Annotated in this window: 16 protein-coding genes and 1 pseudogene; 6 read left to right on the plus strand and 11 right to left on the minus strand. The window is 54.1% G+C overall.

Annotated features, from left to right (window positions below; translation table 11 throughout):
* Positions 1–177 precede the first annotated feature (177 nt).
* Genes NST23_RS22200 through NST23_RS22215 form a run of 4 tightly spaced genes read left to right on the plus strand, consistent with a single transcriptional unit; the run spans position 178 to position 5,364 of the window.
* Positions 178–1,326: an iron-containing alcohol dehydrogenase gene (locus NST23_RS22200; protein WP_122964648.1), complete on the plus strand. Its 1,149-nt coding sequence runs from the start codon at positions 178–180 to the stop codon at positions 1,324–1,326.
* A 9-nt stretch (positions 1,327–1,335) separates the two neighbouring features.
* The gene (locus NST23_RS22205) at positions 1,336–2,655 is read left to right on the plus strand and encodes a sensor histidine kinase (RefSeq protein WP_122964647.1); all 1,320 of its coding nucleotides are present in this window, start codon (positions 1,336–1,338) and stop codon (positions 2,653–2,655) included.
* A complete protein-coding gene (locus tag NST23_RS22210) occupies positions 2,624–4,072 on the plus strand; it encodes a sigma-54-dependent transcriptional regulator (protein WP_173597565.1) in 1,449 nt (482 codons plus the stop codon). The genes NST23_RS22205 and NST23_RS22210 overlap by 32 nt, the downstream gene beginning before the upstream one ends.
* A gap of 38 nt (positions 4,073–4,110) precedes the next feature.
* Complete coding sequence (locus NST23_RS22215; protein ID WP_208715208.1) at positions 4,111–5,364, plus strand: benzoate/H(+) symporter BenE family transporter; 1,254 nt, start codon at positions 4,111–4,113, stop codon at positions 5,362–5,364.
* 137 nt (positions 5,365–5,501) lie between these two features.
* Here NST23_RS22215 and NST23_RS22220 read toward each other — a convergent pair.
* Positions 5,502–5,720: pseudogene (locus NST23_RS22220) on the minus strand (short-chain dehydrogenase); the annotation flags it as partial.
* 205 nt (positions 5,721–5,925) lie between these two features.
* On the opposite strand from NST23_RS22220, the gene NST23_RS22225 reads away from it, so the two are divergent.
* Positions 5,926–6,906, plus strand: coding sequence for a helix-turn-helix transcriptional regulator (locus tag NST23_RS22225; RefSeq protein ID WP_173597564.1), 981 nt, complete (start codon positions 5,926–5,928; stop codon positions 6,904–6,906).
* Positions 6,907–6,914: 8 nt separating this feature from the next.
* On the opposite strand, the gene NST23_RS22230 is transcribed toward NST23_RS22225, so the two are convergent.
* The 4 genes from NST23_RS22230 to NST23_RS22245 form a co-directional block, all read right to left on the minus strand.
* On the minus strand, positions 6,915–8,096 hold the full coding sequence (locus tag NST23_RS22230; RefSeq protein WP_173597563.1) for an MFS transporter: 1,182 nt from the start codon (positions 8,094–8,096) through the stop codon (positions 6,915–6,917).
* A gap of 197 nt (positions 8,097–8,293) precedes the next feature.
* A complete protein-coding gene (locus NST23_RS22235) occupies positions 8,294–9,715 on the minus strand; it encodes a DHA2 family efflux MFS transporter permease subunit (protein WP_412679182.1) in 1,422 nt (473 codons plus the stop codon).
* Between the two features lie 189 nt (positions 9,716–9,904).
* A complete protein-coding gene (locus tag NST23_RS22240) occupies positions 9,905–10,684 on the minus strand; it encodes a helix-turn-helix domain-containing protein (RefSeq protein ID WP_173597629.1) in 780 nt (259 codons plus the stop codon).
* 151 nt (positions 10,685–10,835) lie between these two features.
* Positions 10,836–11,690, minus strand: coding sequence for a LysR family transcriptional regulator (locus NST23_RS22245; RefSeq protein WP_173597559.1), 855 nt, complete (start codon positions 11,688–11,690; stop codon positions 10,836–10,838).
* Between the two features lie 135 nt (positions 11,691–11,825).
* Between NST23_RS22245 and NST23_RS22250 the strand changes: the two genes are divergently transcribed.
* The gene (locus tag NST23_RS22250; protein ID WP_173597558.1) at positions 11,826–12,797 is read left to right on the plus strand and encodes a DMT family transporter; all 972 of its coding nucleotides are present in this window, start codon (positions 11,826–11,828) and stop codon (positions 12,795–12,797) included.
* A gap of 118 nt (positions 12,798–12,915) precedes the next feature.
* On the opposite strand, the gene NST23_RS22255 is transcribed toward NST23_RS22250, so the two are convergent.
* From NST23_RS22255 to NST23_RS22280, 6 genes are all read right to left on the minus strand, one after another.
* The gene (locus tag NST23_RS22255; protein ID WP_217022272.1) at positions 12,916–14,268 is read right to left on the minus strand and encodes a penicillin-binding transpeptidase domain-containing protein; all 1,353 of its coding nucleotides are present in this window, start codon (positions 14,266–14,268) and stop codon (positions 12,916–12,918) included.
* Positions 14,252–14,782 (minus strand): RNA polymerase sigma factor, encoded by a 531-nt coding sequence (locus NST23_RS22260; RefSeq protein WP_122964638.1) that lies wholly within the window; start codon positions 14,780–14,782, stop codon positions 14,252–14,254. The genes NST23_RS22255 and NST23_RS22260 overlap by 17 nt, the downstream gene beginning before the upstream one ends.
* A gap of 133 nt (positions 14,783–14,915) precedes the next feature.
* A complete protein-coding gene (locus NST23_RS22265) occupies positions 14,916–15,431 on the minus strand; it encodes an SRPBCC domain-containing protein (RefSeq protein WP_122964637.1) in 516 nt (171 codons plus the stop codon).
* A gap of 2 nt (positions 15,432–15,433) precedes the next feature.
* Positions 15,434–15,805, minus strand: coding sequence for an ArsR/SmtB family transcription factor (locus NST23_RS22270; protein WP_122964636.1), 372 nt, complete (start codon positions 15,803–15,805; stop codon positions 15,434–15,436).
* 223 nt (positions 15,806–16,028) lie between these two features.
* Positions 16,029–16,976 (minus strand): ABC transporter substrate-binding protein, encoded by a 948-nt coding sequence (locus NST23_RS22275; protein WP_328139494.1) that lies wholly within the window; start codon positions 16,974–16,976, stop codon positions 16,029–16,031.
* A 316-nt stretch (positions 16,977–17,292) separates the two neighbouring features.
* Positions 17,293–18,165: an aminoglycoside 6-adenylyltransferase gene (locus NST23_RS22280; protein ID WP_122964752.1), complete on the minus strand. Its 873-nt coding sequence runs from the start codon at positions 18,163–18,165 to the stop codon at positions 17,293–17,295.
* Positions 18,166–18,324 lie beyond the last annotated feature (159 nt).

An 18,324-nucleotide genomic window follows, 5' to 3' on the forward strand; every position in this document is an offset into this window, starting at 1 on the left:
CATGCCAAATTGTAAGCGCTTTATCTTTCGCGCTTTTTCGCCTTGTCTCGCCTTCGGACTGGCCGATTTTTCGGCCCATCAGCCAAAAAAACGGCACGCGAGCCAAGCTTTTGGCCAAAAAAGGGATTCGACCCTGTCTGCGGTATTAACTACATAGGGAAAAAGGGGGTAAGCAGCATGCAAATATCCAAATTTATGACACCGGAGATCATCTTCGGCAACCAATCCATCGGCCAAGTCGGGGAAAGCCTTCGCCGTCTGGGAGCATCCCGCGTTTTTCTCGTCAGCGATCCCGGTGTCGTAAGCGCAGGCTGGGCCGAGCGAATCATCCACTACTTGCAGCAGCAAAAGCTCGACTATCATTTGTGGACCAACGTGACGGCCAATCCGAAAGATTACGAGATTCACGCCGGAATCGCGGCGTACCGTGCTGCCGAGTGCAACGCGATTCTCGGAGTCGGCGGCGGCAGCGCGATCGACGCAGCCAAAGCCATCGCCCTGCTCGCCACCAACGAAGGAAGCATTGTGCAGTATGAAGGAGTCGATCAGATTCAGCATCCGCTCCCGCCGATGGTCATGGTGCCGACTACGGCTGGCTCCGGCTCCGAAGTCTCGCAGTTTTCGATTATCGTAGACAGCGCGCGCAAAGTAAAAATGGCGATCATCTCCAAATCGCTCATCCCGGATATCGCCATCATCGATCCGCAAACCTTGATGACCAAAGACCGACAACTCACTGCCAATACAGGCATGGATGTCCTGACCCATGCCATCGAGTCGTATATTTCGCTCGCTGCGACGCCGCTTACCGAGGTTCACTCCTTGCAAGCCATGCGCCTGATCGCCGAACATCTGCGTCCATCCGCCGCCAGCCAGTACAACGCCTCCGCCAAGCAAGCGATGGCAATGGCGAGCTTGCAGGCCGGAATCGCTTTTTCCAACGCCATACTCGGAGCCGTCCACGCCATGTCCCATCAACTGGGCGGCTTCCTCGACGCCCCGCACGGGGAAGTAAACGCCATCCTGCTGCCGCACGTTCTCGAATACAACTATATCGCCGCTCCCGAAAAATACAGGCAAATCGCCGAATGTCTGGGCGAAAACACTTCGGGTCTGAGCACGCACGACGCCTCTCGTCTCGCCATGAAAGCCGTGACGAATCTGGCAAAAGACCTGGACGTGCCGCAATCGCTGTCTGCCATCGGGCTGCACCCTGACCAGATCGAACTGCTCAGCTCACTCGCCTTGCTCGATGTGTGCATGACAACCAATCCGCGCGACATGAGCGTCCAAGACGTCGCTTCTCTCTTTCGCCAAGCTCTATAGGAGGCCGCCATGCAAAGCAAACAGGAGATACTCGAAAAGCTCACCGGAATATCTTCCTCGCGAAAAAGCTACTACAGCGAGCTTGTCTATCTCGTCGAAGAAATGAAAAAGAAAAACCGCCAGCTCGCGGTCATCAACCAACTGACGCACATCCAGATCGACGCAACCTGGCAGCAAACGAGCAGCTACATAGCCCAGCAGCTATCGCAAATTCTCGCCTTCGAGCACTTTACGTTGACGATTGTCAAAGGAGGCACGCCGACGTCGTACTTGTGCATGCGGACAGACACGGACTGGCAGTGCCACACGTTGACTCATCCGCACTGCCCTGACACGGCAAACTTTCCCGAGCAGCTTCATCACAAGCTGGCGCAAACGTTGCCGCAGCACTATGCGACTTCGGTGTCGCTGCGCAATCCATTGAACCAGACTTTCGGCTACTTGACGCTTTTGCGAGAGGAACAGCGCCCAGCCGATCCCGAAGAAGCCGAGTTGATCCAGCTCGTTGCCCGGCACGTAGGCGTCATCGTGGAAAACAGTCTGCTGTTTCAGGACGTGAACGAAAAAATCAAGATCGAGGCCCAACTGATCCAGTCGGCAAAAATGGCTGCCATCGGGGAAATGGCCGCTGGAATCGCCCACGAGCTGAACAGTCCGCTGACCGCGATTCTCGGCAATTCCCAACTGCTTTTGCGCGAAACAGCCGATGCTCCGACCGCGCCGCTCATGCGCGACATTTATCAGTGCGGCGTCCGCTGCAAAAAAATTATTCAAAACCTGCTGACCTTCTCCCGGCAAGAGGAGTATTTGTTTGAGACTGTCTCCATTGACGAAGTCGTGGAGGATGTGCTCGGGCTGATCGGCTACCAGCTGTCTGTCTGCGGCCTGACCATAACCCGGGAAATGAACGAGCCGAGCCTGCTGTTTCACGGCAGCCGCCATCAGATCGAGCAAGTCGTCATCAACTTGCTCTTGAACGCCAGGGATGCCTTGTCCGAGCAGGAAGCGCCGCGGATTCTCATCCGTTCCTTTCCCGTCGAAGAAGACGGCGTCCGCTACGCAGGCTTGTCCGTTTACGACAACGGGACGGGCATTCCAGCCGAACAGCTCTCACAAATTTTCCAGCCTTTTTTCTCGACCAAAGAACGGACAAAAGGGACAGGGCTGGGCTTGTCCGTCAGCCTTGGCATCGCCGAAGCGCACGGCGGCAAGCTGTATGCGCAAAGCGAAGAAAATCGCTACAGCGAATTTACGCTGCTTTTGCCACTGCTGATCAAAGAGGAGGAACATCAACATCATGGAGCAGAAACGGATATTGATTGTGGATGATGAGACGGAGGTCACTACGTTTTTCACCTATTTTCTCCGGCGCAAAAATTGCGAGGTAGTCGTCGCCAACACGGGCAAGGACGTCCAATGGCTTTTGCAAAACGATTCCCGCGGCTTTCAGGCTGCTCTCGTCGATCTCAAGCTGCCTGACGCGGACGGGCTGGAGCTGCTGCGCAAGATCAAAGCCGTTTTTCCCGCGTGCGAAGTGTTGATCATGACTGGCTACAGCACCATCAAGTCGGCCGTCACAGCGATGCAGTGGGGGGCCAAAGACTATTTGGAAAAGCCGTTCGACAATCTGGACAGTCTGGAACACATCATTGATTCTGTCCTCTCTGCTTCGGCGAACCAAAAAGATGACCTATCCCAAGAAGCCGCGCAATATGGTATCGTGTATTCAGCAGAAAGCCCGATGAGCAAAATGATCGCCATTGCCAAAAAATTAGCAAAAAAGGCGATCCACATCTTGATAGAAGGAGAGACCGGAACAGGCAAGGAGCTGATGGCCCGTTTTCTCCACGGAGCGAGCAACCGCGCCCAGCAGCCTTTCGTCGCGTTCAACTGCGGTGCCGTCCCGGAATCGTTGCTGGAAAGCGAACTGTTCGGGTACGAAAAAGGCGCGTTTACCGGAGCGGTCAAATCGCGAAAAGGGTTGTTTGAGCTTGCTCACAACGGCACGCTGTTTCTCGACGAGATTGGCGAAGCCCCGCTGTCGATCCAGGTCAAGCTGCTGCGCACGCTGGAAACGGGAGAATTTATGCGGGTCGGGGGCGAACAGGTCGGTCAGAGCAATATTCGCTTCATCTCCGCCACAAACCGCAACCTGGAGCACGAGGTCGAGATGAACCGTTTCCGCAGCGACCTGCTGTATCGTCTCGAAGGAATCAAGCTGGCAATTCCTCCCCTGCGGGAACGTGCTGGCGACATCCCGGCAATCGCGCATTCCTACTTGCAAAAGCGCAGCGGCGCTCCGTGCGAGATCGAGCCTGATGCCATGGAGCTTTTGCAACGCTATGACTGGCCCGGCAATGTCAGACAGCTCCTGAATGTCCTGAATCAAACGATCGCCCTGCACGAATGCGAAAAACTGCGCGCCGAGCACCTGCCTGACCAGTTGCGGCAAAAGACGCTGCAAACGAAGCTGCCAGGTCAATCCCACCCCGAACCGAGCAGCGTCGAGCAAGCGATTGAGCGGGAGTGCGAGCGGTTTGTAGAATCGCTCACCCGCGTGCTCCCTTCCATCGAAGGCGTCGATTTCGATTACTTGCAAAAAAGAATCAAGCTGTTGGAAGGGGAAGTCGGACGGGCGATCATCGAAAAAGGTTTGAGCGAAACAAAGGGAGACAGGCAGCTTCTGAGCAAGAAGCTGAACATCACCAAGCGGACGATCCGCTACATTCTCAACGAAAAGGGGTAATGCCTCGCCTGCGCTGCGCTAATCCCCTGTAGGAGGCAATGATTGTGGTACCCCAAAAACAACAGCACTGGTCGATTTCGCATCTCAAAAGCATTCCTGGCGATTTTTCCATCTCGGCCGTCGTCGTCGGCCTGATTGCCACCATCGTGTCTTATGCCGGCCCGCTCCTGATCGTCTTTCAGGCGGCGCAGAGCGCGGGACTCAGCGAAGCAGAGCTTTCCTCCTGGATTTGGGCGATCTCCATCGGCAGCGGCTTGACGGCGATTATTTTAAGCATCTGGTTCAAGACGCCAGTCATTACCGCCTGGTCGACGCCAGGTGCCGTCCTCTTGGTATCCAGCCTGACCACCTATCCTTACAGCGACGCGATTGGCGCGTATCTGTTTTCCGCAGCCGTCATCACGCTGCTCGGCGTCTCCGGCCTGTTTTCCATCCTGATGAAATACGTGCCGCAGTCGATCACGACCGCGATGCTCGCCGGGATTTTGTTGGCTTTTGGCGTCGAAGTTTTCGTCTCGATGCAGCATTTGCCTGCGCTTGCCTTGCCGATGATCTTCTGCTACCTGTTCGCCAAACGGTTGTTTCCGCGCTACGCCGTCGTGCTGACGCTTTTGGTCGGACTTGCCATCGCTTTTGGCATGGGGCGCTTGCAGCTTGATTCTGTGCAAATGACATTGGTGAACCCTGTGTTTACGATGCCAAACTTTTCGCTCGATGCGATTGTCGGGCTGGGGATTCCCCTGTGCATCGTCACGATGGCTTCGCAAAACGCGCCGGGAATCGGCGTGCTGAAAGCAGACGGCTACGACACGCCTGCCAGTCCGCTCGTGGCGACGACCGGGATTGCCTCGCTGCTCCTGGCTCCGTTCGGCTCGCACGGAATTAACCTGGCGGCGATTACCGCAGCCATCTGCACCGGAAAAGAAGCGCACCAGGATCGTTCCAAGCGCTATATCGCCGGAATCGCCTGCGGTGCCTTTTATCTCGTGTTCGGCATGTTTGGCGCCACGATTACGTCTGTCTTTTTCGGCTTGCCCAAGGAACTGATCGCCGTCATCGCTGGCCTGGCCCTGTTCGCTTCGCTTAGCTCCAGCCTCGCCCAAGCGATGAGCGATATGAAGGAACGGGAAGCCGCTCTGGTCACCTTCCTCGTGACGATTTCCGGCATTTCGATCGGCGGAATCGGTGCCGCGTTCTGGGGGCTGATCGCAGGCGTCGTCACCAATCTGATTTTGAACGGAAACGTCCGCAACTGGTTGACTCGCAAAAAAAATACACAGCCGCTCGCTTAGGGAAATCGCTATACGAGATGCAAAAGGGGCTGTCTCCAAAGTCGGTGTTTCGACTCGGAGACGCCCCTTTTTCCTTTCAAAAACGTTGATCAATCAATGCTTTCCGTTGTTGTTTGACGTCAGCTAAATTGCCCTGTTTGGACAGCAATCCCGACTCCGCCACTTTCCGTTACCAGCTCGGCTGTCTCCTCGATTGTTTCCGGACGCGCCATGTCGGATGGCTGTCCGCGCACGCTTCGGCCTGTCACGTAGACGGTCGCCCCGGCTTCCCCAAGCCCGATGGCGATTCCTCGCCCCGCCCCTCTCGTTCCTCCCGCCACGACTGCTACTTTTCCCTGCAATGCTTTCCCTGTCATACATGCGCCTCCTTTTTGTGCGAACCAGCCATTCACGCTGTGCGCTGCGTCAAAAGAGCTAGATCGCTTGCCGTCAGCCAAACGGACATGACTGTTTGGTTTTGGTTGATAGGAACAGTGTAACCTCACCAATATGACACCATCTGTCATATTGGATAAGATAAAATGAAGCTACTACGAAGTCGTTTTTCAGGAGGGATTTTCTATGCGTGCTGATCGGTTGCTCTCGATTTTGCTGCATCTGCAAAACTGCGGGCGGATGACCACCAGACAATTAGCCGAGAAGCTGGAGGTGTCTGAACGGACGATTCATCGGGACATGGAAGCTTTGAGCGCGTCTGGAGTGCCCGTCTACGCGGAACGCGGCTCGGCTGGCGGCTGGGTTCTCGCGGAAGGCTATCGCACCAGTCTGACCGGATTGAAAATCGATGAGCTGCAATCGCTCATGCTTTCCTCACCTTCCCGCGTGCTGAACGACCTCGGTCTGGCCGAAGGGTACGAGCGTGCTTTTTGGAAGCTGCTGTCCGCCTTGCCGCAACCTGTTCAGCAGGATGCCTGGCAAGTACGTGAGCGCCTGCATATCGATGGAGCGGGCTGGCATGAATCAGATGAAACGTTTCCTTTGCTCGCCACTATCCAGGACGCCGTCTGGCTCAGCCGCAAGCTTTGGGTTCGCTACCAGCGCGAAGATACGCTTGTCGAGCGGACGCTGCTTCCGCTTGGACTTGTCGCCAAAAGAAGCACCTGGTATTTGGTCGCGCAGATCGATGCGGACTTGCGCACGTACCGCATCTCCCGGTTCACGGAAGCTCGCGTGCTGGAAGAAGCTTTTGTCCGGCCGGAAAGCTTTGACCTCGCCAGCTACTGGGAGGAGTCGACGACACAGTTCAAGGCGAGCCTTCCCCGCTATCCGGCAGTCATCCGCTTTCGCGAAGAGGCGTGGCCCCGGCTCAAACAGGAGCGCTACATGAAAATAGCCTCCACCCATGCCGCCAAAAGCAGTTGGATCGAGGCCGAGGTTGAATTTCATACGCTGGATTCCGCCTGTGCGCTAGTGCTCGGCTACGCCTCGCTCATCGAGGTGCGGGAACCTGCGGAGCTGCGAGCGGAAGTCATCTCCCGCGCTCGCAGTATCCTGCACCTGTACGAAAACGCAACTCGCAGCACACCGGATGCAGCCCAGTGAAGCTGTCATCAATTGGCGCGCGCCGCACTTGCTACTCTTGTTTCTTTGCCATAAATCAGCAAAATCGCCGTACCAATGAACAAGACGATTGTAAAAATGCTAAAAATAAACGTGTAGCTGTAATGCAAGGATGAATAATAGCCGACGAGATACGGGGCAATGATGCTGCCGATTCGCCCGATGCCGGAAGCAACGCCTGCGCCTGTGGCGCGAAGCGGCGTCGGGTAGTTTTCCGGGGTGTACGCGTACAGCGCCCCCCACGCTCCCAGGTTGAAGAAGGACAAAAGGGCACCCGTTACCAGCAATTCCGTCGTCCCGCTGCTTTGTCCGAAAGCGAACGCCATGATCGCTGTCATGAACAAAAAGCTGGCCAGCGTCTTTTTGCGGCCCCAATTTTCCACGAGATAGGCGGCGGCAAAATAGCCGGGCAGTTGCGCCAAAGTCATGATCAGGACGTACTGGAAGCTTTTGATCATGGTGAAGCCTTTGTCTACCAGCACAGACGGCATCCACAGGAACATGCCGTAATACGAGAAGGCAATGGCAAACCAGACAGCCCACAGAGCAATCGTCTCCCGCTGATGCGAGGTCAGCAGCTTTTGCACAGGTACTTGCTCCTGGCGTTGCTGGAACTGGGGCGATTCAGGGATCGTGCGTCTCGCGTACCAGGCGTACACGATTGGCAGTGCCCCGATGATGACCGCGACTCTCCAGCCGTAATCCGGGATGATGAAATACGATATGACCGCCGCCGCAATCCAGCCGACCGCCCAAAAGCTTTCCAGCAAAACAACGGTGCTCCCCCGTTTTTCCGCAGGAGCAAACTCGTTGACCAGCGTGGAAGCAACAGGCAGCTCGGCGCCAAGTCCGAGTCCCATCAGGAAGCGGAACAGCAGCATGGTGAAAAAGCCTGTGGCAAACGCACTGGCGAAGCTCGCTGCCCCAAACAGAAGCAGTGTGAGCAGGAAGACGGGCTTTCGTCCGATCCGGTCTGCCATATATCCGCCCACGATCGCTCCGATCGCCATTCCTACCAGATTGCCGGTCCCGAGAAGGCCCGCTTCTTGTGCAGTCAGTCCCCACTCTTGCCTGAGCGCCACCATAATGAATGATAAAAGGGCAACATCCATCGCGTCGAACATCCAGCCAAAGCCGGCTGCCCAAAACACTTTTTTGTAAGGTGCTGACATGTGTGATTCCCTGCTTTCTTGTCATCTGCGTGTAGCACGCCTTGTAATCATTTCGCGTCTCGTCGCATTTTCCTGCCCGGAAATAAAAGTTCGACGATTTGCAGCTAGTTTTTCCTATGGGGAGGAAAGTAAACACGCTCCGTTACACAAAAAACAAGCCAGCCCAAACCTGCGTTTGGACTGACCTGCTCCTGCGATCAATGCGCGGATGCGCCCTGACCTTCCCATTCTTCTTTTTTTGGCGGAACCGCCCGCTTGAGGAACATAGATATGATCCAGGCAAGCACGACCAGAGCGAAAGCCAGGAGGAACGCGCTTTTCATTCCTGCCATCATGGCGAGCACCTTTTGGGCTGGGGCGGCTTCTGCTCCCCCGAACTGGGCCAAATACTTGCTCGTGCCGTTCGTCATGATCGTGACGAGCAGCGCCGTCCCGACGGCTCCGGCTACTTGCTGCAACGTACTGATGATCGCTGTGCCGTGCGGATACAGCTTCGGCGGCAGCTCGTTCAAGGCGTTGGTCATGACTGGCATCATCAGCATGGAGATGCCGAGCATCAACAGCGTGTTCCAAACCATGATCGTGAGGTAGGAAGTAGACACGGTAATAAAGGCAAATTGCCACAGCGTATTGCCGACCAGCCCAAGTCCGATGAGCGCCAGCCACTTGGCCCCGAAGCGGTCAAAGAGCCGTCCTGTAATCGGCGACATAATCCCCATGACGATCCCGCCCGGCAGCATGATTAGCCCCGCATGAAACGGGCTGTAGCCCAAAGCGTTCTGAAGGAAAATCGGCAGCAGCATCATTGCCGAAAACATCGCCATCATGACGATCATCATAATAATCGTGGACATCCGAAAAACTTTGTACGTAAAAGCGCGCAAATCGAGCAGCGGCTCATCCAGACGCAGCTGCCGCCAGATGAACAGGATCAGGGCGATCACTCCGATCGTAATCGGAACGAGCACTTCATTGCTGCCCCAGCCTCCATGCCCTTCTCCGGCGCTGCTGAAACCAAACACAATCCCGCCGAACCCACAGGTGGACAAAAGCAGGGAAAGCACATCTACTCGCGGGCGGGATGTTTCTGTTACGTTTTTCAAGCGGAAATAGGCGAAAGCGATGACGAACAAGGCAATCGGCAGCACTCCGTAAAACAGGGCGCGCCAGCTGAAATGCTCGACGATAATGCCGGACAGCGTCGGCCCAATGGCTGGGGCAAAGGTGATCACGATTCCGATCGTGCCCATGGCCGATCCCCTTTTTTCAATCGCAACGACAGACAAGACGACATTGGTCAGTAGCGGGAACAACAGCCCCGTTCCCGAAGCTTGCAGCACCCTGCCGATCAGAAGCAGCTCGAAGCCCGGCGCAAGCGCTGCTGCCAGCGTTCCCAAAGTAAACAGCCCCATCGCTGACAAAAACAAGGCTCTCGTTGTAAACCGCTGAATGAGAAAGGCCGTCACCGGAATCAAGACGCCAATGACGAGCAAATAGCCAGTCGCCAGCCATTGGGCTGTGCTTGGAGAGATTCCGATATCATCCATGATTTTTGACAAGGCAACGTTCAGCAGCGTCTCATTGAGAATCGCAACAAAAACCCCCAGGATCATCACCATGACCACGAGAAAGTTGCTTTTGCTCCCGAAAGTGCCTTCATTATGCTTTTCCTCTTGCTGATTTTTCACTTGGTTTCTCCTTTCATAATCCAGCTGTAAAGTTCCCACTCCATCTCTTTACGTTAATCAGTAAGCTATCCTAGCCTACCACGAATCATAGGTTATGATTTCTTTTCGATTGCTATGATGTTACTTCGCCACCCGGTTGATGAAATGATCCATCAAGAGCGGCAAGGAAATCAAAATAGGCGGGTCGTCGGGATGAGGCTCGTAGAGGGTAACTTGCTGATGTGGAACGGTATTGTTCGGTGTGACGATGATCGGTTTTTTCGATCGGGTGCGCAACGTGGAATGCGGCAAAAGAAAATCGATCGCCTGCGTGCCCCAATCGACAGAAGTAGCCATCAAATAATACGTGCCAGGCGCGACGCCCGTAAAACAAAAATCGCCAAGGGACGGCAGAAGTGTCCCGTACAAGGGCAGCCCTTCCGGAATCGGCTTGGCAAACAAGCCAATCAAAATGACGCCGTGAAAAGGAGCCGCAGCCGTAACAGTCCCGCTGATCCGCAATTTCGTCTCCGCAAACGACCTCGCCATGCTCCAGTCGGAAAGCAGCTGCAAAGTGCGCAGTTGGTCGTCTGCCCGATGCGCTGACTCGCGGAACTCGCTTGGCGATATGCCTACTTTTTCCGTAAACCGGGTAGAAAACGTCCCGAGGCTTTGCTGCCCGATTTCCAGGCCGATATCGCGGACACTCATGTTGGTGCGCAACAAAAGATCCTTAGCCTTTTGCAAACGCATCGAGGATACGTAGTACAGCGGTGACAAGCCGATTCTTTCCTTGAAAATGCGCGCAAAATGATACTGGCTGTAGGCGACATGACTGGCCAAACGGGAAAGTGGCAGAGGCTCATCGAGATGTCGATGAATATAAGAAATGACCTCGTCAATTTCGGTGTATCGGTCAATCACAGAAGCTCCACCTTCCTTCCACCTGTCATCGTTTACGAATCGAATCAGAACACTTGTTCGCTATATAAATTTACCACAATTTTCTCTTATAGAAAAGGACGAATTTCAAAATTTTACATAAAATTATCAGTTTAATCCATAGGTCTCGTTACCCGCTATGTCGTCCGATTTCAGCCAAAAACGATTGCAGCGTGCTGGTCATGGCCGCATCTTTTCGGCGTATGAACATCGTCGTCACATCCCGGTATGGCTTTGGCACCGGATGCATATGGATTTGCCCGCTTTCCGCGAGCTGCCGTACCGCCGACTTGGGCAAGATCGTCATGCCGATGCCTGCTGTGACACCTCCGATGATCGTCTCATACGTCCCGAACTCCATCACTTTTCTGGGAATAACCCCTTCCAGCTTCATCCAGCCCTCCAGCCTCTCGCGAAACCCGCAACCTTTGTTGTATAAAAGCAGCGCCTTCCCTGGCATGTCATCCATGGTGAAGGAGCTTCCTTTGCTGACCAGCACCAGCTCTTCGCTAAACACCTGCCTCTGCTCGATCAACGGATGGCTGATCGGACCTGTGACGAACGCCCCGTCCAGCTCCACATCCAGAACCATCCGCAGCAAATGCTCGGTCACGCCTGCCGTAAGCGACAAGTCCACTTGCGGAAAGCGGCTGCAATAGGCAGACAAAAGCTCAGGCAGCCGATTGATTGTCTCCACCATCCCGATGGACAGCACACCGGAAGGCTCCGAGCTTTGATGAAAAAATCGGTGCATGTCATCCAGCTTCGTCAAAATGTCGCGCGAATATTCCAGCAATCTTCGTCCTTCTGTATTTAATGTCATTCCCCGCTTGTGCCGGTAAAACAGCGGCGTTCCCAGCTCTTTTTCCAACAGCTTGATTCTGGCCGTCACATTGGACTGCACATAGCTCAACTCCGCTGCGGCCTTGCTCACGCTGCCCAGTGTCGCTACCATGTGAAAAATTTTTAAATCGTTCAGCTCCACCCTTGCTCTCTCCCCATCTGTTTCCTGTATCCATCATTGAAAATGATATATTCCTTGATTATCAATCATTATACTAACAGATTTTCATCCCGTATGATGTGGAAGATGCTTCAGATGGAAAGGAAGAGTTTTCACATGAACAACAAGTCACTCCTTGCAGGAACCGTGTTATGCGCACTTGCCAGCGCGTCGTGGGGAGCGATGTTTCCCGTCGCCCATATCGCCCTGCAAAAAATCGATCCGGTTACGTTCGCGTTTTTGCGCTATTTATTGGTCAGTATGCTGCTGTGCGGCTTGCTTTTGGCAAAAGAAGGACGGTCCGCCTTTCGTCTGGAGGGGCGCGGCGGCGCGTTGACCTTCTTCGGCACGATGGCTTTTACGGTGTACAACATGGGTGTTTTTATGGGGCAAAAGCTGATGGGAGAGACGGGAACGATTGCGGCGGCGATCATGGAAGTGCTGATGCCGATGATCTCCATCGTCCTGATCTCGCTCAAGACGAAAAAGCTGCCGCCTGCTTACAGCGTCACCAGCATCGCGATTGCTCTGGCCGGAGCGCTTTTGGTCATCACAAACGGAAGCCTCGCATTTTTCATCACGGCAAGCGAGCAAATTTTCCCGCTGCTGCTCATCTTCGCAGGCGTTGTCGGGTGGGTCGTCTACTCCATGGGCGGCGCGCGCTTCGTTGGCTGGTCGACGCTGCGCTACTCGACCTTGACGTGTCTCTTGGGTACGTGCGTTTCTTTTGGCGTGATTGCGGCCGCCATTTTGTTGCAGTGGATGCCCGCGCCGAGCTGGGAAAGCGTGGTTGCGATCAAATATGAGATGGCCTTTATGGTGCTTTTGCCGGGACTGGTTGCCCTGTTAAGCTGGAACGAAGGAATCAAACGGCTTACTCCGCTCAATGGAATCTTGTTCATCAATCTCGTCCCGATCACAACGTTCGCCTTGATGGCGATGCAAGGCTATGAAATCAGCATGTTCGAGTTTTACGGCACTTTGCTCGTCATTTTTGCCCTGATCCGCAACAACCATTTTCAGCGCAAACAGCTCGGATATCGGAAAAAACAGCAAAAGGCGAACCGTGCCAGGGTGCCGAGTGTCTGATTGCCGTTTCCAGCCTCAAACGAACTTGCCGGAAACAAAAAAGGATTCGCGGGAGCATGCCGTGTTCCTCACGAATCCTTTTTTCAGATTGCACCCGCTGGCTAGTCATTGTCGCTGTTCATCGCTTTTGCAATTGCTGCACATGCTGCAAGCTGTTGCTCAACACCTCCTGAAAGGGCGGAGCTACGACTTTTTTCCAGCCAACTACAGGTAACTCGCTTTGCGGTCCATCGATTGCTACATACACCAAAACTTTTGGCTGGTCACTCGGCGCGAATCCGATCACCGAAACGGTATATTTCCCATCAAGTGCCTTCCCTTTCGGATCGGTTTTCTCGACTACACTGTGCTTCGCTGCCACCGTGACATTTGGCAAGCCAAGTCCAATTCCTGAGCCACGCTCGCCTGCAACCACCGATTCCAGTATGTCGCGTACCTTCCGGGCGGTTTCTTCCGAGACAACCTGCCGAACCATGTACCGATTGTGTTCGTCCGTACCTGCCTGCTTGTACAGATGCGGCTGCATCAGCTTTCCGCCATTAGCGATGGCCCCCACAGCTGCCATCTGTTGAAGCGGAGTTGCCGCACCGCCCAGCCCCGTTGCCGCCAATGCCGCCTGCCTCGGTTCGTCCATATTCGGCAGCTTCCCCGCCTCTTCGTTCGCTGCCTCCACCCCTGTTTCGCGTCCGAAACCGAACCGTTCGAAGTATTCCAGCAACGTATCCCCGTGCAAACGTTCGTGGACGAGCTTGGCAAATGCTACGTTGGATGAGCGCAGAAATCCTTCCAGAAACGTGATCTTCCCCCAGCCGATGCCGTTGTTGAAATCTTTGATCGGTTCGCCGGGAATCCCTTTATATGTACCGGACTCGTATATCTCCCGAGGGTCGAACTTCCCCTCTTGAATCGCTGCCGCCAGTGTCACGATCTGATAGGCTGCACCAGGATTAGGCTGCGCTTTTCCTGCGGCGGCAAAACGTTCCGCATCGTCCGTCGCTCCGTTTTTGCTTCGGCTGCCGATCGCCAAAATCTCGCCTGTGCCCGGATCGGAGACAATCACCGTCATTCGCTCCGGATGAACAGCGTCAAATGTCTTCGCGATTGTTTGCTCTATCGAAGTCTGGATTTGCGCATCAATCGTCAGCACAGCAGCTTCTTTCCCTGCTTCTGCTGGCTGCCCGTTGACGTCTGCCCTTGCTGCCTGCGTGCTCTGGCCGCCTGAATGAGCAGGCGCCAGGGAGGATGGGGATGGCAAAAACGGCGAAGCGAACCACAGCATGCCCAATAATGCGGCTACGCCTCCGCCTCCGATGACGTAGCGATACGCAGCACGCCCCCTCCGCTTTTTGAGCAGCTCTTTTTCACGTCGCAGCTGCTGGATCACCTCGCGTTGCTTTTCCTCCTCCATCCTGAGCGTCGGAAAAGATTGCAGCAGACTGCTAACCTGTTTTTCTTCAAAAGATGGCGTCATGCAGATGAACCTCCTTGCCGCTATTGGACATGCGTTTTTGCAGAGCTTTGACTGCCCGGTGCAGCGTGGTGCTGACTTTTGCTTCGCTCCATCCCAAAATTTCGGCTGTCTCTTCCGTCGATATGCCTTCGATCAGGCGCAAGATCAAAACTTCCCGATACGTTCTTTTGAGCTGGTTCATCGTGTGGTAAACCTCTTGCAACTGCTCTTTCAGCACTAAGGCATTTTCGGGCGAGCGCTCTTTGGAGCGGAGAAATCCAAGGACCGTCTCCGGGAACCAGTCGATCATTTTTTGCTTGCGGCTATGGTCAATCGCTGCGTGACGCGCGATGGACAGCAGCCACGTCCGCGGTTGCGCCCTGCCCTCGTAACCGGATAAAGCCTTGAGCGCCTTCGTGAACACTTCCTGAACCAAATCTTCCACATCTCTTCTTCCCGTAAAATACGCCAAATACTGGTACACGTCGTTGCCGTATCGGAGAAACCATTGCTCGATTCTGTCATCCGGCTCCATTGCTTCGCTCCTTTGTTACAGCTTTGTATTGGATTAGACGAAAAAATCCGATTTGCTTACAGTTTTTGTCCAAAAAATGTTCGGGAATAAAAAAACAGGCCGCCAGCTTCGCAGCCAGGCGACCTTTGTGTGCTTATTTTAGCTCGTTCAGGCGCTCTTCCAGGCGATCCCACGTTTCGGTGATGCCTTGCAGCATGCCCATGTCCATAACGGTTTTGAGCGCCTCTGCCGACACGTACTCGGCGCGGTTGACCAGCTTCGTCCGCCCTTCCTGGTCAATAAATTCCAGCGTGACTCTGGTCGATGGCATCTCCGCATTCGCGTTTCCTTCGGCGTCCGAGAAATAGTCGGTGTACACAATCCGGTTCGGCTCGTCGATTTCCTCGTACACGCCTTTGCCCCACGATTCCATGCCGTAAAACTCGCCCTGATTTTGGTCGACACATTTCATGCAGTAGTGCCACACTCCTTCCGGACGAAAATCGATATGACAAACCGGAACTTCCCAGCCTCTTGGCCCCCACCAGCGTTTCAGGTGCTCTGGCTCTTTAAACATTTGGAACACAAGCTCGCGCGGCGCGTCGAAAATACGCTCCAGCACCAGGACACGCTCACCCTCAACTCGCGAAACGATTGCATTTCTGGACATGGTTATTCCTCCTTGTTTTCGTGCATTTGTTCAGGACGATTTTGGCCCTGCAATTCCCGCAAGTAATCCTCTAGGTTGTCGTACCTTTCCTCCATGACTCGCTGGAACGATTTCACCCAGGCATCAAGCGCTTGAAATGGCTCTGGCCGGAGTCTGTAGATTCGACGGTTGGCTTCGGCCTTTACTTCCACGATGCCGTTTTCGCTGAGTACCTTCAGATGCTTGGAAGCCTGGGGCTGACGCAACCCGAGCCGCTCGGCGATTTCGCCTACAGTTAGCGGACCTTCGCGCAAAAGCTCCACGATATTCAGTCGATTCGGCTCAGCCAAAGCGCCAAGCGTCGTCATGCCCATGTCCGGAATGTCCCCTGACATGTTGTTCACCTCATTACGTGATGACCTCCAGATTGCCGTCTCCTATCTCATCATTGTGGTCATCTTTCTGTTATCCTAAATATACACGAAAAGGAATATTCCTTCAAGAGAATGTTTTAAAAAAAGAAAAAGACCGGAAAAAAATTCGTTTTTCTCCGGCCTTGCTTGCTGTCACGCTTGCGTTCCCGACAGCCCGATCCTTTTTCCAGCTCAGCTTGAACGCTTATTGCTTTTTCAGCAACATGCCGCCAATCTCGTCGAGCAGCATTTCCTTGCCGAGCGGGCCAAACGCTTTTGTATTGAATGTTTCGTTCGTTACTTCATAGAGATGGTTTTGTTGAACGGCCTTGTTGCTTTTCCACACCGGACTCTTTTTCAGCTCCGCGTAAACTTCATCCGCCTTGCCGCCAAAATTGACGAGGAACAGATGGTCAGGCTGGAACTTCGTCAAACCTTCCAGCTCGATCATTTCCATCGTTTTATCGGCAGGTGTGCCTTTTGCCGGCTTCAGTCCGAGATCGGTGAACAAAATATCGGCATATCCGTAGTTGCCGTACACGCGGAACAGCTTCGGCGTTACAGCCAGGAACATAAAGGACTGATCGCCGTAAGCTTGCTTGAGCTGCTCACGCATTCCTTTCGTCTTCTCGTCGTAGCCAGCCAGCCATTTGTTCACGTCTTCTTCTTGTCCGAACAAGCGACCGATTTCCTTGAACTTGTCGCGCCATTTGTCCATGTCAGTTTCCAGCACGACGGTCGGCGCGATTTTCGCCATTTGCTCGTACAGCTTTTGCTGACGGTTGTTCATGATGATCAAGTCTGGCTTCGCTTCGATCACTGCCTCCATATTGATCGAGTCATCCCACATCCAGCCGACAGGTTTGACGTCTGGCAGCTTGTCCGTCAGGTGGGACATGACTTTTGTTTTGTATGTATTGGCCGTAGCAATCGGCTTGTGCCCCAAAATCAGCAGCTCCTCGGCTGCTCCCGATACGTCGGCAATCCGTTTTGGCTCTGCCGGAATCGTCACTTCCCCCATCAAATGCTTGACTACGCGCGTCGCAGGCTTCTTGTCCGCCTCCGGTGCCGTTTGGTTGCTTCCACAACCGGCAAAAACAGCTGTGACTGCTGCAATCAAGCAGGCCAGTACGATTCGTGTTCCTTTTTTCATACGCTCTTTTCTCCTTGCCACTTGGTGTTTTGTGTGAAACAGTTTTCTGATAATAATTCTCATTATCAGCGACAGAGTAGATAATCACATATTCGAACGCTTATGTCAATGGTTTTTATTTATGTCGTGAATATAAAAAAGGCTGTCCCATTGTCTTTCGACTTTGGGAACAGCCTCTTTTTCCTTTCAAAAAGCCACTCTATGCGGTACGAGCTTGCGCTTTTCGCCCTGGCTCAGCGCACGTTTGGCGGTCAAACCTGGACAGCACCTGTCAGGCGTTTCGCCGTCTTTTCATGCGTGGCGATGGTGATCGCGGTCAAAAAATTTGTTTGGCATCAGGAGCAAGCTGTGAAACACGATGCAAGTAGCTCGTCACGCGCTCGTCATCGTCGTGCGGGTACTCGTAGCCGAAAGCGTCTGCTACCTCCCCCGCGACTTCGCGGAACAGCTCGCCCATCGCGAACAGTGCCGTCCAGACGCCTTCGTAGCTGCCGCCCGGATAAGTGGACAAAAGCTTTTGCCAGCGTTCGGCAGACAAGTGTGCTTCCAAATATTTGCCGCTCTTCCCGATGCTCACGGAAAAATCGGTTTGAATGCCCACCCGCCACTCGATCATTTTCAGCAGCATCGGTCGCACGTACCGATCCAGATGCTCGATGGCAAACAAAATTTCTTTTCGCCACAAGCCTTTTGCCACATACGTCGACACCCACCAAAACTCGTTGCAGCAGTCGCGGAAGAATGCGGCAGAAGGGCGTTTCACCCAGTAGTCTTCATCCGTCGGCGCAGGTACGTGCGGCAAGCATTGATCCTTGTCGAGCAGCACGACCAATAGCTTGTCCTCCTGGCAATACGCGTCCTTTTCCTCAAGCGGGATCAAGGTCAAGTCGATCCGGTTCCCGTCGGCAAACAGCATCAGGTAGGAAAAGCGCTCGCCCAGCTCTGGCGGAAACATGCTCATCGCTTCTGGGGTTTGCAAAATGATTCTCTCGCCGAATCGATCAATCCATGTCGGCTCGTCGAGAAACGACTGCATATCGGTGACGAGAAAGCTGATGTCGTAATCTTGAAACATGTCCTTGGGAGCGCGCGGATTGGTCCGCGAGCCTTCCAGTGTCACCGCGCGAATCCGTTCGTCTGCCCGCGCAAAATCGAGTACCAGCGCCATCATTTCACGTTCTGTTCTCATCGTCTGCAACCACCCTTTTTGCGTGACAACTGCCTCGCCATTTTCCTTCATGCGGATGCGAATACAGCCGCTTGCGGTCGGTCGGCGAAACCGTCACGTCCAATTTGTTTTTTGACTTGCCTTCCGCAAAAAACAAAGTCTGGCGGGCGGGCCGCGAAT

The organism is Brevibacillus sp. FSL K6-0770 (genome assembly GCF_038000275.1).
GTDB lineage: Bacteria > Bacillota > Bacilli > Brevibacillales > Brevibacillaceae > Brevibacillus > Brevibacillus parabrevis.